The sequence below is a fragment of the Chelatococcus sp. XZ-Ab1 genome, from assembly GCF_029309855.1.
In the GTDB taxonomy this organism is placed as follows: domain Bacteria; phylum Pseudomonadota; class Alphaproteobacteria; order Rhizobiales; family Beijerinckiaceae; genus Chelatococcus_A; species Chelatococcus_A sambhunathii.
The window spans coordinates 245,760-259,824 of the sequence record NZ_JARKII010000007.1; the positions used below are offsets into that span (position 1 = coordinate 245,760).

13 protein-coding genes are annotated in these 14,065 nt (G+C 68.0%); 7 read left to right on the plus strand and 6 right to left on the minus strand.

The features are described 5' to 3' along the window. Positions 1-85: 85 nt before the first annotated feature. Together P2T65_RS12630 and P2T65_RS12635 are read right to left on the minus strand one after the other, a co-directional pair. Positions 86-1,018 carry a DMT family transporter gene (locus P2T65_RS12630; protein WP_245316273.1) on the minus strand — a complete coding sequence of 311 codons (933 nt, stop codon included), beginning with the start codon at positions 1,016-1,018 and terminating at the stop codon, positions 86-88. A gap of 90 nt (positions 1,019-1,108) precedes the next feature. Continuing rightward, the gene (locus tag P2T65_RS12635; protein WP_063188254.1) at positions 1,109-2,347 is read right to left on the minus strand and encodes an aspartate kinase; all 1,239 of its coding nucleotides are present in this window, start codon (positions 2,345-2,347) and stop codon (positions 1,109-1,111) included. A 145-nt stretch (positions 2,348-2,492) separates the two neighbouring features. Between P2T65_RS12635 and ubiG the strand changes: the two genes are divergently transcribed. Both ubiG and P2T65_RS12645 read left to right on the plus strand, forming a co-directional pair. Further along, a complete protein-coding gene (gene ubiG / locus P2T65_RS12640) occupies positions 2,493-3,278 on the plus strand; it encodes a bifunctional 2-polyprenyl-6-hydroxyphenol methylase/3-demethylubiquinol 3-O-methyltransferase UbiG (RefSeq protein WP_276199902.1) in 786 nt (261 codons plus the stop codon). A 5-nt stretch (positions 3,279-3,283) separates the two neighbouring features. Continuing rightward, entirely contained in the window at positions 3,284-3,805 is a 522-nt protein-coding gene (locus P2T65_RS12645) for a GNAT family N-acetyltransferase (protein WP_063188258.1), read from the plus strand. On the opposite strand, the gene P2T65_RS12650 is transcribed toward P2T65_RS12645, so the two are convergent. After that, a complete protein-coding gene (locus P2T65_RS12650) occupies positions 3,802-4,647 on the minus strand; it encodes a DMT family transporter (protein ID WP_245316275.1) in 846 nt (281 codons plus the stop codon). The two genes, P2T65_RS12645 and P2T65_RS12650, sit on opposite strands and share 4 nt — an antisense overlap. Before the next feature lie 257 nt (positions 4,648-4,904). Here P2T65_RS12650 and P2T65_RS12655 point away from each other — a divergent pair, with 257 nt between their 5' ends. Further along, positions 4,905-5,756, plus strand: a complete 852-nt coding sequence (locus P2T65_RS12655) for a YihY/virulence factor BrkB family protein (RefSeq protein ID WP_082464827.1) — start codon at positions 4,905-4,907, stop codon at positions 5,754-5,756. A gap of 229 nt (positions 5,757-5,985) precedes the next feature. Here P2T65_RS12655 and ccrA read toward each other — a convergent pair whose 3' ends face one another. Next, entirely contained in the window at positions 5,986-7,275 is a 1,290-nt protein-coding gene (gene ccrA / locus P2T65_RS12660; protein ID WP_055459713.1) for a crotonyl-CoA carboxylase/reductase, read from the minus strand. A gap of 252 nt (positions 7,276-7,527) precedes the next feature. Between ccrA and P2T65_RS12665 the strand changes: the two genes are divergently transcribed. From P2T65_RS12665 to P2T65_RS12680, 4 genes are all read left to right on the plus strand, one after another. After that, positions 7,528-9,525 (plus strand): protein meaA, encoded by a 1,998-nt coding sequence (locus tag P2T65_RS12665; RefSeq protein WP_063188264.1) that lies wholly within the window; start codon positions 7,528-7,530, stop codon positions 9,523-9,525. 37 nt (positions 9,526-9,562) lie between these two features. Further along, the gene (locus P2T65_RS12670) at positions 9,563-11,242 is read left to right on the plus strand and encodes an acyl-CoA dehydrogenase family protein (protein WP_276199921.1); all 1,680 of its coding nucleotides are present in this window, start codon (positions 9,563-9,565) and stop codon (positions 11,240-11,242) included. Positions 11,243-11,340: 98 nt separating this feature from the next. After that, positions 11,341-11,790 (plus strand): host attachment family protein, encoded by a 450-nt coding sequence (locus P2T65_RS12675; RefSeq protein WP_055459903.1) that lies wholly within the window; start codon positions 11,341-11,343, stop codon positions 11,788-11,790. 54 nt (positions 11,791-11,844) lie between these two features. Continuing rightward, positions 11,845-12,408, plus strand: a complete 564-nt coding sequence (locus P2T65_RS12680; protein WP_141659684.1) for a hypothetical protein — start codon at positions 11,845-11,847, stop codon at positions 12,406-12,408. A gap of 14 nt (positions 12,409-12,422) precedes the next feature. Here the strand turns inward: P2T65_RS12680 and P2T65_RS12685 are convergent, their stop codons facing one another. Continuing rightward, a complete protein-coding gene (locus P2T65_RS12685) occupies positions 12,423-13,586 on the minus strand; it encodes a PLP-dependent aspartate aminotransferase family protein (protein WP_276199903.1) in 1,164 nt (387 codons plus the stop codon). A gap of 115 nt (positions 13,587-13,701) precedes the next feature. Then, positions 13,702-14,064 carry a response regulator gene (locus tag P2T65_RS12690; RefSeq protein ID WP_063188270.1) on the minus strand — a complete coding sequence of 121 codons (363 nt, stop codon included), beginning with the start codon at positions 14,062-14,064 and terminating at the stop codon, positions 13,702-13,704. Position 14,065 lies beyond the last annotated feature (1 nt).

Sequence of the window (14,065 nt, forward strand, 5' to 3'; positions counted from 1 at the left end):
AGCTTCAACTAGCCGTATAACCAAGGTCTTGCCGCACCCGCAAGCTGCCGCGCGCATGTGGATGCGTATTTCCTTCCCGCCTGCTTCACGCGGGCGCGCGCCGGAAGGCGGCGAACAGGCGGCCGTCGATGGCGAGCAAACCCAGGCCGATCAGGCCCATTCCGGCCAGATGCCTCGCCGCGAGGGCCTCGTGGAGAAAGATGGCGCCGAAGAAGACGGCGCTCACCGGGATGAGCAGCGTCACCAGCGACAGATTGACCGCCCCCGCCGCGGTGAGGATGCGGAAGAAGAGGATATAGGCGAGCGCGGTGGAGGCGAGCGCCAGCGCGACGATCGCGGCCACCGGGCCGAGGCCGGGCGCCGGCAATGTCCACGGCTGTTCCACAAGGACGGCAAGCGGCGTCATCATCGCCGTCGTCGCCGTGAGCTGGCCGGTGGCGGCCACGAGCGGGCTCAACCCGTAGCCGCGGAAGCGGCGCCCGAAGATGCCGGAGAAGGCGTAGGACAGCGCCGCGAGAAGAACGGCGACGGCGCCGATGACATCGGCACCCAGGCCCATGACGGCCGCCGGCCCGATCATCACCGCAACGCCGGCAAAGCCCAGCGCGACGCCGGCGAGCCGGTTGCCGGTCAGCTTTTCGTCGCTCGTCAGGAAATGGGCGACGATGACGGTGAAGACGGGCGTCATGGCGTTGAGGACGGAGGCGACTCCGCTCGGGATGCGCGCCTGTCCCCAGACGATGAGGCTGAAGGGGATGAGGTTGTTGAGGAGGCCCATGATCGCGAAGGCGACCCAGAAGCGGCCGTCGATCGGCAGCCGCTGGCCCGAGAGCCGCAGCACGAGGTTGAGGGCGAGGGCGGCGATGCCGACGCGGGCCAGCACGATAGTGAGCGGCGGCACGGCCTTGACGGCGATGCCGATGAAGAGGAACGAGCCGCCCCACAGGACCGAAAGGGCGATCAGCATCGCCCATTCGGTTGGTCCCATGGCGGGGGTGCGTGGGGTGGCCGTCATCATGCTCCTCGATCGCTGTTCGTTGCAGCCGCCTGAACGTTAGCCGCGCGCGGGGAGGAGGCCACCCGAAACCGGGCCGGTCTTGCCTGCGCTCTAGGCCTTGTCGAGCCCGTAGAGCGAGTGCAGCGTGCGCACCGCAAGCTCTGTATAGGCCGCGTCGATCAGCACCGAGAACTTGATCTCGGACGTCGTGATGGCGCGGATGTTGATGCCCTTGTCGGCGAGCGCCTTGAAGGCCTTGGCGGCGACGCCGGCGTGGCTGCGCATGCCCACGCCGATGGCCGAGACCTTCACCACGTCTGTGGCGCCCTGCAGCGTGGCATAGCCGATCTCGCCGCGCGCCTTCTCGAGGATCGTCTTGGCGCGCTCATAGTCGGCGGCCGGCACGGTAAAGGTGATGTCGGTGGTCGTCGTGTCGTCGGACACGACCTGGATGATCATGTCGACGTTGATGTTGGCATCGGCCAGCGGCACGAAGATCGCGGCGGCGACGCCCGGCTTGTCGGCGACGCGGCGGAGCGTGATCTGGGCCTCGTCCTTGGAATAGGCGATGCCGGTGACGATCTGCTGTTCCACGATATCCTCCTCGTCACAGATCAACGTGCCCGGCTTGGGATCGGCGGGATCGTCGAAGCTGGAACGCACGAAAGTCTTCACATTATGGGTCATGGCGAGCTCGACCGAGCGCACCTGCAGCACCTTGGCGCCGAGCGAGGCCATCTCGAGCATCTCCTCGAAGGAGACGCGGTCGAGGCGCCGGGCCTGGGGCACGATGCGCGGGTCCGTCGTGTAGACGCCGTCGACGTCGGTGTAGATGTCGCAGCGGTCGGCATGGATGGCGGCGGCGAGCGCCACCGCGCTCGTGTCCGAGCCGCCGCGGCCGAGCGTCGCGATGCGGTTTGTCGGCTGGTGGATGCCCTGGAAGCCGGTGACGACCGCGACCTCGTTGCGCTCCTCGAAATGCTGGATGATGCGCGAGCCGTCGGCGCCCGTGATTCGGGCCGCGCCGTGGGCACCGTCGGTCAGAATCGGTATCTGCCAGCCCTGCCAGGAACGGGCCCAGATACCCATGTCCTGCAGCACGATGGCGAGGAGGCCCGCCGTCACCTGCTCGCCGGAGGCGACGACCGCGTCATATTCGCGCGCATCGTGCAGGGGTGAGGCCTCGCGGCACCAGCCGACGAGTTCGTTCGTCTTGCCGGCCATGGCCGAGACGACGACCGCCACCTGGTGGCCGGCGTCGACCTCCCGTTTGACGTGCCTGGCCACGTTGCGGATGCGTTCGATATTGGCGACGGACGTGCCGCCGAACTTCATCACCAGACGGGCCATGGCAGGACTGACACCATTTACAGGACGACGGGAGGTGCTACAGCGACCAGGAGCCTGGCGCCAAGCACGCAAAAGGCGCGTATAGATGACGGGAGCCCCCTGCCGTGTCAACGGCGGGAAAGGCCCCCGGACGAGGGTGAGGGACATGGCTGGAACGAGGAGCGAGCCGCGGCACGGCACGGGTGAGCGCCGCACGGTGGATGAGCGGGAGGTGGCGCGCTTCGCCGCGCTCGCCGACACCTGGTGGGACCCGCGCGGATCGATGCGCGTGCTGCACAAGTTCAACCCGGTCCGCGTCGGCTATATCCGCGACGAGGCGGCGCGGCATTTCGGCCGCGACCCGGCGAGCCTGACCTGCCTGCAGGATCTTTCGGTGGTCGACATCGGCTGCGGCGGCGGGCTGCTGTGCGAGCCTCTGGCGCGCCTCGGGGCGGAGGTCACGGGGCTCGACCCCGCCACCACCAATGTGGAGGTGGCGCGCCTGCATGCGGAGCGTGCGGGCCTTTCCATCGCCTATCGCGATGAGACGGTGGAGGCCCTTGCCGCACGCGGCAAACGCTTCGATATCGTCTGCGCCATGGAGGTGGTGGAGCATGTTGCCGACGTCGGCGCCTTCGTCGCGGCCTGCTGCGCGGTGGTGAAACCGGGCGGCCTGCTCTTCATGGCGACCATCAACCGCACGCTGAAGTCCTATGCGCTCGCCATCGTCGGCGCCGAATATGTCCTGCGCTGGTTGCCGCGCGGCACCCATTCCTGGGAGAAGTTCGTCACGCCGGACGAACTCACCGACACCATCGAGGACGGCGGCCTCTCTGTGCTCGACCGCACCGGCGTGGTCTACAATCCGCTTGCCGACAGCTGGCGTCCGTCGCGCGATCTCGATGTCAACTACATGCTGGTCGCCGCCCGGCCGGGCGAGGCCGGCGCTTAGGTACGATGATCGAGGGCAGCGATGCCGCCGGCGCCGGCTGGCGGCCCATGACGGTGACGGACCTGCCGGAGGTCGATGCCATCGCGCGGGCGGTGCATCCGGGCTTTCCCGAACGGCCAGAGGTCTTCGCCGAGCGCCTTGCGCTCTTCCCGGCCGGCTGCCTGATCCTGGAGCGGGACGGCGAGGCGGCCGGCTATCTCCTCAGCCATCCCTGGCACACTGGCGCGCCCCCGCCGCTCGACAGCCTCCTCGGCCGTCTGCCGCCGGTCGCGACCACCTATTATCTGCACGACATCGCCCTGTTGCCGCCCGGTCGCGGCACCGGCGCTGCCGCAGCCGCGCTGCCCCATCTCGTGCGGCAGGCGCGGATCGCGGGAGCCGACAACCTCTCGCTCGTGGCCGTCAACAATTCCGCTGCATTCTGGCAGCGCCACGGCTTCGTGGCGGCCGACGCACCGGGACTTGCCGACAAGCTCGCCAGCTACGGCGAGGATGCGCTCTACATGTGGCGCATGATCGCGTCTTAAGCGCCGCGGCTCGCGATGGCGACGCCGACGGCGGCGATGGCCATGCCCAGCATCTGCAGCGGCGCGAGGCTCTCGCCGAAGATAAGGAAGGCCATGACGGCCGACACCGGCGGCACCAGATAGAGCAGGGAGGCGACACCCGCCACTGCGCCCCGGCGAATGAGGTGCATCAGCAGGAGGATGCCCCCGATCGACAGGACGACGACCGCCCAGGCGAGGCCGGCAAGCGCGGGCGGCGCTGGGTCGAAGCGCATGTCCCCGGCGAGCAGCATGGCCGGCAGGGTCACGAGCGCCGCCCCGATGAACTGCACGACGGCGTTGGTGCGCAGGTCCGAGCCGGCGCCCGTCCGCTTCTGCCAGAACGTTCCCATGGTGATGGACACCATGCCGAGCGAGCAGGCAAGCACCGCCATCGGCGCGAGGCCGTCGACCCCGCCGAGCTTCGGCACGAGCACAAGGAGGGCGCCCGCAAAGCCGGTGACGATGCCGAGCCAGCGCCGTGGGCTGACCCTTTCGCCGATGAGGGGCCCGGCGAGCGCCCCGGTGAGCAGCGGCTGCATGCCGGCGATGAGCGCGGCGATGCCAGCCGGCAGGCCGTGGCCGACGGACCAGAACACGCCGCCGAGATAGACGCCGTGCAGCAGCACGCCGGCCACGAGGCCGTCGCGCCAGCCGCGCGCCGTCCGCGGCCAGGGCGCGCCAACGGCGAGGCACAGGCCACCGAGCACGGCTATGGTAAGGCAATAGCGGATGAAGAGGAAGGTGAACGGCTCGGCATGGGGCGCGACGAGGCGCGCCACGACGAAGCCTGTCGCCCAGATGACGACGAAAAGCGCCGGCATCAGCCGTTCGGCGGGCATGGAGGGCGGGAACGGCAAGGCAGGTCGATCCGTTGTCGAGAAGGGGCTGCACCCAACCATGGCGGCGGCCGAGCCGCAATGTCGGGGCGGCCACACAGCCGTGCGACCATGTGTCCGGTCGCCATCCGGCTTGCCATGCGACTTGTCAGCGGCGGCCGGAATGCCGAACTTGGCGGGCGAGCGCCGGGAGGAGCGATGCAGGTCACGAGGCGAAAGGCCGCCGTGCAAGGGGAGCGACGGTGAAGGCGATAGCCATTTCGGCACGCGTCCTCTGGCGGGCCTTCGAACGGTTCAATGATCACGATGGCTGGGCGATCGCGAGCCACATCGCCTTGTCCGGCCTGATGTCGCTCTTTCCGTTCCTCATTCTCGTCACGGCGCTCGCCGGTTTCATCGGCTCGACCGATCTTGCCCGCGGCGTCGCCGACCTCATCTTCGAAACCTGGCCGAGCGAGGTTGCCGGTTCGGTGGCCGGCGAGGTGCGCAAGGTCATGACCCAGCAGCGGCGCGACCTCCTTACGGTCGGCGCTCTCCTTGCGGTCTATTTCTCCTCGAACGGCGTCGAATCGCTGCGCATCGGCCTTAATCGCGCCTATGACTGCTACGACTGGAGGCCCTGGTGGCTGACACGGCTCGAGGCGATCGCCTACGTCCTCGTCGGAGCCATCGCGCTCATGGTCTTCGCCCTCCTCGTCGTCTTCGGTCCGCTTGCCTGGCGCGCGATCGTCGCCGAGGTGCCGGCACTGCGCCCGCTCGGTCCGCTCATCGTCACGGCGCGCTTTGCCGTGGCGACGATCGTCATCGTCGTGGCCCTGCTTATTGCCCATCTCCTCCTGCCGGGCGGGCGGCGCAGCGTGAGGTCGGTGCTGCCGGGCATCGCTGCGACCCTGGTGCTCTGGCTCATCGGCGGCACCGCCTTCGGCCTCTATCTCGAGGGCTTCGCCACCAATTACGTGTCGACCTATGCCGGCCTCGCCTCCGGCATGATCGTGCTCGTCTTCCTCTATATCCTGTCCGCCATCTTCATCTTTGGCGGCGAGCTCAACGCCGCGCTGATCCGCGAGCGCGAGGTGGACGATGGCGGCTTGTAGCGGAGTGACGCCAAGGACTGCAGAAGCCTAGTGTAGCGAGGGGCGAAGCTTTCCACCGTCATGACCACTCGTCGGGGGCATCCATGCCGCGACGATCGTGCGAGGCCCAAGACGTGGATGGCCGGGGCAAGCCCGTCCAGGACGGCGGAGAGGCCGACCCCGGCGGTGGCGCCACGGGCGATCCGCCGGGCTCCGGATGGATCGGCCCGCAGCACCGCCCGGGGGTCACTCAACCTTCTCGCGCTGCCTCCAGCACGTCGTCGAAGCTCCGCAGGCCGGGCCGCGGCGCATTGACGAGCACGGCCATGTTGCCGGGCTTGTGCTCATTCTTCCACATCTTGGTATGCGCGGCCGGGATCTCGTGCCAGGAGAGGACTTCGGACATGCATGGGTCGATACGCCGGTCGACGACGAATTTGTTGGCGGCGGCAGCCTGCTTGAGATGGGCGAAGTGGGAGCCCTGGATGCGCTTCTGCCGCATCCAGACGTAGCGGGCGTCGAAGGTGAGGTTGAATCCGGTTGTGCCGGCGCAGAACACCACCATGCCGCCGCGCTTCACGACCAGGGTCGAGACCGGGAAGGTCTGTTCGCCCGGGTGCTCGAAGACGATATCGACGTCTTGCCGGCCGGTGATGTCCCAGATCGCCTTGCCGAACTTGCGCGCCTCCTGCGTCCAGGCGGCATATTCGGGCGAGTTCACCTTGGGCAATTGCCCCCAGCAGTTGAAGTCCCTGCGGTTGATGACGCCCTTGGCGCCAAGGCCGAGCACGTAGTCGCGCTTGTCCTCGTCTGAGATGATGCCGATGGCATTGGCGCCGGCGGCGGCGCACAGCTGCACGCCGAAGACGCCGAGCCCGCCCGAGGCGCCCCAGACGAGCACGTTGTCGCCGGGCTTCAAGGTATGCGGCGCGTGGCCGAAGAGCATGCGGTAGGCGGTGGCGAGGGTCAGCGTGTAGGAGGCGCATTCCTCCCACGTCAGGTGCTTCGGCCGCTCCATGAGCTGGCGCGACTGCACGCGGCAGAACTGGCCGAAGGAGCCGTCCGGCGTCTCATAGCCCCAGATGCGCTGCGAGGGCGAGAACATCGGATCGCCGCCGTTGCACTCCTCGTCGTCGCCGTCGTCCTGGTTGCAGTGCACGACGACTTCGTCGCCAACCTTCCAGCGTCTCACCTTGGAGCCGACGGCCCAGACGATGCCGGCGGCGTCGGAGCCGGCCACATGGTATGGCTGCTTGTGAACGTCGAGCACCGAAATCGGCTGGCCGAGCGCGGCCCAGACGCCATTGTAGTTGACGCCGGCGGCCATCACGAGCACCAGCACCTCGTCGTCGCCGATGGTCCAGGTCGGCACAACTTCGAGCTGCATCGATTCTTCCGGTGGCCCGTGCCGCTCCTTGCGGATGGCCCAGGCATGCATCTTCGCCGGCACATGGCCGAGAGGCGGAATCTCGCCGATGGCGTAAAGGTCCTTGCGCTCGTCCGTGCCGCCCGCGGTGGTCGCTCTGGCTGTGGCGTTCATGCGGCCTCCTGTCGTTCGTGTTTCCCCGGCGCGCCCTCTTGATGACGGGGCTCTGCTGCGCTGCGCCATGGACAGAATGAATGATATTGCGATGCAGCGAAAGCGAAAACGCCCGTTGGCGGGCGCCGGTTGCATTCGACCTTCGGCCAATCCGGCATTTTGCGCTTGCAGCGCGGGTTGCTGCGCCGCACCATGACGTCAGAACAGCAGCGCGGGAAAAACGAACCCGCGAGCGCATGATGGGGAGACGGCATGAGCGAGCGAGACGGCGGCGCGCGCCCGCACCGGGACAGGCCCTGGATCTTCCGCACCTACGCGGGCCATTCGACGGCGGCGGAATCAAACCGGCTCTACCGCACCAATCTCGCGCGCGGCCAGACCGGTCTGTCGGTCGCCTTCGACCTGCCGACGCAGACCGGTTACGACCCGGACCATGCGCTCGCTCGCGGCGAGGTCGGCAAGGTCGGTGTCTCCATCGCCCATATCGGCGACATGCGCACCCTCTTCGAGGGCATCCCGCTCGCGGAGATGAACACCTCCATGACGATCAATGCGACGGCGGCGTGGCTGCTGTCGCTCTACATCGCTGTTGCTGACGGGCAGGGTGCCGCGCGAGGGCGCCTCGCGGGCACGACGCAGAACGACATCGTCAAGGAATATCTCTCGCGCGGCACCTATGTCTTCCCGCCGGTGCCGTCGATGCGCCTCACCAAGGACATCGTGTTGTTCACGACGCGTGAGGTGCCGAAGTGGAATCCGATGAACGTCTGCTCCTACCACCTGCAGGAGGCGGGCGCGACACCCGTGCAGGAGTTGTCGTTCGCGCTCGCCACGGCCATTGCCGTCCTCGACACCGTGCGGGGTAGCGGCGAGGTGGATGAGGAGACTTTCGCCGAGGTCGTCGGGCGCATTTCCTTCTTCGTCAACGCGGGCATGCGCTTCATCACCGAGCTCTGCAAGATGCGCGCCTTCGCGGAACTGTGGGATGAGATCTGCGTCGATCGTTACGGCATCACGGATGCGAAAAAGCGCCTCTTCCGCTACGGCGTTCAGGTCAATTCCCTCGGCCTCACCGAGCAGCAGCCCGAGAACAACGTCTACCGCATCCTCATCGAGATGCTCGCCGTCGTGCTCTCCAAGAAGGCGCGCGCGCGCGCCGTGCAGTTGCCCGCGTGGAACGAGGCGCTCGGCCTGCCGCGTACCTTCGACCAGCAATGGTCGCTGCGCATGCAGCAGATCATGGCCTACGAGACGGACCTGCTCGAATATGACGACATCTTCGACGGTTCCCGCGTGATCGAGGAGAAGGTAGAGGCGTTGAAGGATGCGGCGCGGGCGGAACTCGCCCGCATCGAGTCGCTCGGCGGGGCCGTCGCCGCGGTCGAGACCGGCTATCTCAAGCGGGCGCTCGTCGAATCGAATGCGGCCCGGCTCGCTGCCATCGAGGCGGGCGAGCAGGTCGTCGTCGGTGTCAACCGCTGGACGGAGAGCGAGCCTTCCCCGCTCCTGGCTGGGGAGGGGGCCATTCTCACCGTGCCGGAGACGGTCGAGATGGAGGCCGTGGCCCGGCTCAGGGAGTGGCGGGCCCGGCGCAACGGCAGCGAGGTTGCGGCGGCGCTTTCCGATCTCGAGACCGCGGCGCGCGAGGCGCGCAACATCATGGAGCCATCGATCCGCTGCGCCCGTGCCGGCGTCACCACCGGCGAATGGGGCGAGACCCTGCGCCGCGTCTTCGGCGAATACCGTGCGCCGACCGGCGTCTCCATTGAGACGCGCTCGCCCGAGGTCGACCGCGATGTGCGCCTGCTGGTGGCTGATCTTGCGGAAAAGCTCGGCGGTCCGCCGCGCCTCGTCGTCGGCAAGCCGGGGCTCGACGGCCATTCCAACGGTGCCGAGCAGGTGGCCCTGCGCGCCCGCGATGTCGGCATGGACGTGACCTACGACGGCATCCGCCAGACCCCGGCGGACATCGTGGCCCGGGCCCGCGCGGTTGATGCCCATGTCATCGGCCTCTCCATCCTCTCTGGCTCCCACGTGCCGCTCGTCCGCGACGTCATGGCGCGGCTGCGCTCCGAGGGACTGGACCACATTCCGGTCGTCGTCGGCGGCATCATCCCGCCGGAGGACGAACTGGTGCTGCAGAACATCGGCGTCTCCGCCGTCTACACGCCGAAGGACTATGCGCTCGACGAGGTGATGGCCGGCATCGTCCGGGTCGTCGAGCGCGCCCGCGCCCGGCTCGATGCCTGAGCGCTCCATTAAGAAACGATAACGAAAGGGAGACATGATGAGCCCTGCCGCTGCCGCGAGCACGATACCGACCGATCTGCGCACCCTCGCCCGCGAGGCGGCCAAGGCACTCGGCGCACTGACAGGGACCGCGACAGAGGCGACACGGATCACCGTCATGATGGAGGGGCGTATCGCGCCGGACAGGCTCGACCGCGCCCAGCACATGGCCCATGGTCTCGCCTGGATCGCGACCTATGCCACGGCCGTGCGCGAGCTCGCCGCCTGGGCCGATCGGCTCGCCGGGGAAGGCCGCTTCGGCGAGGTGGAGGAACTCATCCTCGCCTTAGGCGCGGGCGAATATTGCGCGCAGGTCTTCGGCGGCATCCCCATGAGCCAGGGCGAGATCGTGCGGCCTGATGTCTTCAGTTTCGACGAAGCGGCGCTTGCCACCTTGCGTACACCGGCGCTGCGGACGCTCATAGCTCAAGGCAATACGGCTGAAAACCGTGCCCGGCTGGCGATGCTCATCCGCCAGCGCGATGGCGCCTCGAGCATCGGCGACACCGGTCTCGACGAGACGCTCGAGGCCATCCGCGCCGAGATGCGCCGGTTCGCCGATGCGGAGGTCATGCCGCACGCGCAGGACTGGCATCGCAGCAACAGCTACATTCCGCTCGAGATCATCGCCGACATGGCCGCGCTCGGTGTCTTCGGCCTCACCATCCCCGAGCAATACGGCGGCATGGGACTGTCCAAGGTGTCCATGTGCGTCGTCTCGGAGGAGCTGTCGCGCGGCTATATCGGCGTCGGCTCCCTCGGCACGCGCTCCGAGATCGCGGCCGAACTGATCCTCGGCGGCGGCACGGAGGAGCAGAAAGCACGTTTCCTGCCGAAGATCGCGAGCGGAGAGATCCTGCCGACGGCGGTCTTCACGGAGCCGAACACCGGTTCGGACCTCGCGTCCCTGAAGGCGCGCGCCCTGCGCGAGGGCGAAGTCTACAAGGTCCACGGCAACAAGACCTGGATCACGCATCCCGTGCGTGCCGACCTCATGACCCTGCTCGTGCGCACCGACCCGGCCGAGCCCGGCCACCGCGGCCTTTCCATCCTGCTGGCCGAGAAACCGCGCGGCACGGATGAAGACCCCTTCCCGGTGGCGGGGTTGACGGGTGGCGAGATCGAGGTGCTCGGCTATCGCGGCATGAAGGAGTACGAACTCGCCTTCGATGGCTTCGAGGTGCCGGCGGCCAATCTTCTCGGCGGGCACGAGGGGCAGGGTTTCAAGCAACTGATGCAGACCTTCGAGGCGGCCCGCATCCAGACGGCGGCGCGCGCCATTGGCGTCGCGCAATCGGCCTTCGAGCTCGGCCTGCGCTATGGCGAGGAGCGGATGCAGTTCGGCAAGAGCCTCATCCACTTCCCGCGGGTTGCCGACAAGCTCGTCATGATGGCGGTCGAGATCATGCTTGCCCGTCAGCTCACCTATTTCGCCGCCCGCGCCAAGGACGAGGGCCGGCGTTGCGATCTCGAGGCTGGCATGGCGAAGCTTCTGGCAGCCCGCGTCGCCTGGGCGGCGGCAGACAATGCTGTGCAGATCCACGGCGGCAACGGCTTTGCGCTCGAATATCCGGTGTCGCGCGTGCTGTGCGATGCGCGCATCCTGTCGATCTTTGAAGGCGCTGCCGAGATCCAGGCCCAGGTCATCGCCCGCCGCCTGATCGAGGAACTGTCCTGACCTTTGCCGTGTTCGCTTCCTGAAGGGCTTTCACGCGCGTGTCTGGCATCGCGCGTGCCCGCTTCCCACATAAGTCAGTGCAGCCAAGGAGGACCATGATGAGCGGACTACGCCTTGCCCACGACACCTGGGTTCTCGTCGGCGACGGAGAGAAGGCGCTCTTATTCCGCAACGAGGGGGACGCCGCCTATCCGAACCTTGTCGTCGAGAATGTCTTCGCGCAGGACAATCCGCCCAATCGCGAGCAGGCTACGGACGTGCCGGGCCGCATGAACCGTGGCCGGCCCAGCAACAACAAGAGTGCCATCGAGCCGACGGACTGGCACCGTCTCGCCAAGGATCGATTCGCGAGCGAGGTGGCAGAAACACTCTACCGGGCGGCGCACGAAAAGCGATTCGAGCGGCTTGTCGTCGTCGCTCCGCCGCAGACGCTCGGCGAATTGCGCAAGGCCTTCCACAAGGAGGTCAGCGAGCGCATCGTCGCCGAGGTGGACAAGACGCTCACCTCCCACCCGGTCTACGATATCGAGAAGGTCCTGACGGCCTGAAGTGCCTGCGCCACCCGCCAGGTGGTGCCGCGCGGGCGCTCCTGCAAAAGCCCCATGGCTGCCGGCGGGTGTTGCCACGCCGCGCGTTGCGTTGTCAGCTATCGGAATGGCGCAACGAGCGAGGGGAGCGTACCGGCGATGGGGTGGGCCCTGGAGAGTTTCGAAGCCGATACCGTTTTTCGCCTGCCTTGGCCGGAGACCGGCGACGAGGTGCGGTTCGTGGAACGCGCTGGCGGGTTGTGGTTCGTCGCGGCCGACGTTTGCCGGTCCCTGCGCTTCACCTTGAACCGGGCCGGCGCCATCAACGTCACCCAAGCGCTCGCCTGTGTCGGTCCCGATGACAAGATGCTGGTGCGGCTGGAGACGAGCCCGGGCACATTTCGGCCATTCACGCGCTACATGCTGGTGTCGGAAGCGGGCCTTGAAGCGCTTGTGGCCGAAGGGCTCGCCCGCCGCGCGCCGGCCGTCGATGCCGTCGATCTGCCGGCTGTCGCCCGGCTTGTACGCTCTGCCGCGCGCAATCTCGTCGTGGCCCTCGGCGGCCGGACGGACTCGGCGTCGCACGGAAGCGGCGAAGCGTGCCGGAAGGCGGCACCGCGCCCCGCGGTCGGGGGCTGACGTCGGATGCGGTCTCAGCCGTGCCGGGTCGCCCGCTCGAGCGCGGAGGACAGGTCATCGTAGAGATCCTGCGGATCCTCGATGCCGACCGACAGGCGCAGGAGATCGGGCGGGCAGGGCGATCCCGCCCCCTCGATGGAGGCGCGATGCTCGATCAGGCTCTCGACGCCGCCGAGGGAAGTCGCCCGTTTCCACAACTGGACCTTCGCGGCCGTCGCGATGGCCGCCTGTGGGCCGGCTGCGAGCCGGATCGACAGCATGTAGCCGAAGCCGTTCACCATCTGCCGGGCCGCGACGGCATGGCCAGGGTGGCCCGGCAGGCCCGGATAGAGCACCTTCGCCACCGCGGGATGAGCGGCGAGCCGTTCGGCGAGCGTTGCAGCCGAGGCGCTCTGGGCCGCGGCGCGCAAGTGGAAGGTGCGCATACCGCGCATCAGGAGATAGGCCTCGAAGGGGCCGAGGATGCCGCCCTGGCCCCGGCGGATCGTCGTGATGCGGGCCCAGAAGTCGTCCTCTGCAGCGGTGACGAGGGCCCCGGCGACGACATCCGAATGGCCGTTGAGGATCTTTGTCGCCGCATGCATCACGATATCGGCGCCGAGCGCCAGCGGCTGGCTGTGGAAGGGCGAGGCGGTGGTGGAATCGACCGCAAGGCGCGCGCCGGCTGCATGGGCGATCTCGGCGGCGGCGGCAATGTCGGTGATCGTCCACAGCGGGTTAGACGGGGTCTCAATCCAGACGAGCCTGGTGCGGCCGGGCGTGACGGCGGCGCGCAGTGCGTCAAGATCGGCGGTATCGACGAAATCGACGAGGAGGCCCCAGCGCCTGGCCTCGTTCGCCAGCCAGTGGCGCAGCGCCCAGTACATCACGGTCGGCGCGACAATGTGGTCGCCGGGGTCGAGCGCCTGGAAAAGGGCAGTGGCTGCGGCCATGCCTGAGCCGAAGAGCAGCGCCTCCTTGCCCCCCTCCAGCATGGCGAGGACGGCCTCGGCCTCGCGCGTCGTGGCGTTGTCGGGCCGGCCGTAGACGTAGCCCGACGAATAGGCGTTGTCCTCGTCCCGGATATAGGTCGTCGCGACATGGATGGGCGGCACCACGGCCTTGGTCACCGGATCGGTGACACCCATGGCCTGCGCGGCGAGGGTGCGGGCGGACCAGGGCTTCTGGGGCGCGGTCATGGGAAGCTCCTTGCGGCGCGCGAACCGGGATGCGTGCATATGACGCCAGCCGGCAGGCGACGCAAGCGGCGCGACGAAGCGTCCGACTGCGCCGGGCGCATGGCGGTGGCCGCCTTCAGCTCAACGCGTCCCGCACGCTCGTGCGCAGGTCCGCCAGTGAGAAGGGTTTTGTCAGGACGTCGATGACGATGCCGTCGAGGGAACCTGCCCGCTCGCGCTGGTCGGCGAAGCCGGTCATCAACATGACCGGAAGCTCGGGGTAGGAGCGCTTGGCCGCATGCGCGAGGGCGATCCCGTCCATGATGGGCATGCGGATATCGGTGAGCAGGAGGTCGAAACGGCCCTTGTGCTGGTCGAGACGGGCAAGGCCGTCCTCGCCGTCGATGGCCGTGACGACCGCATGGCCGTCGATCTCCAGCCCGCGCTTCAGGAAGCCGCGGACGCCTTCCTCATCGTCGACGAGCAGAATATGCGCCATC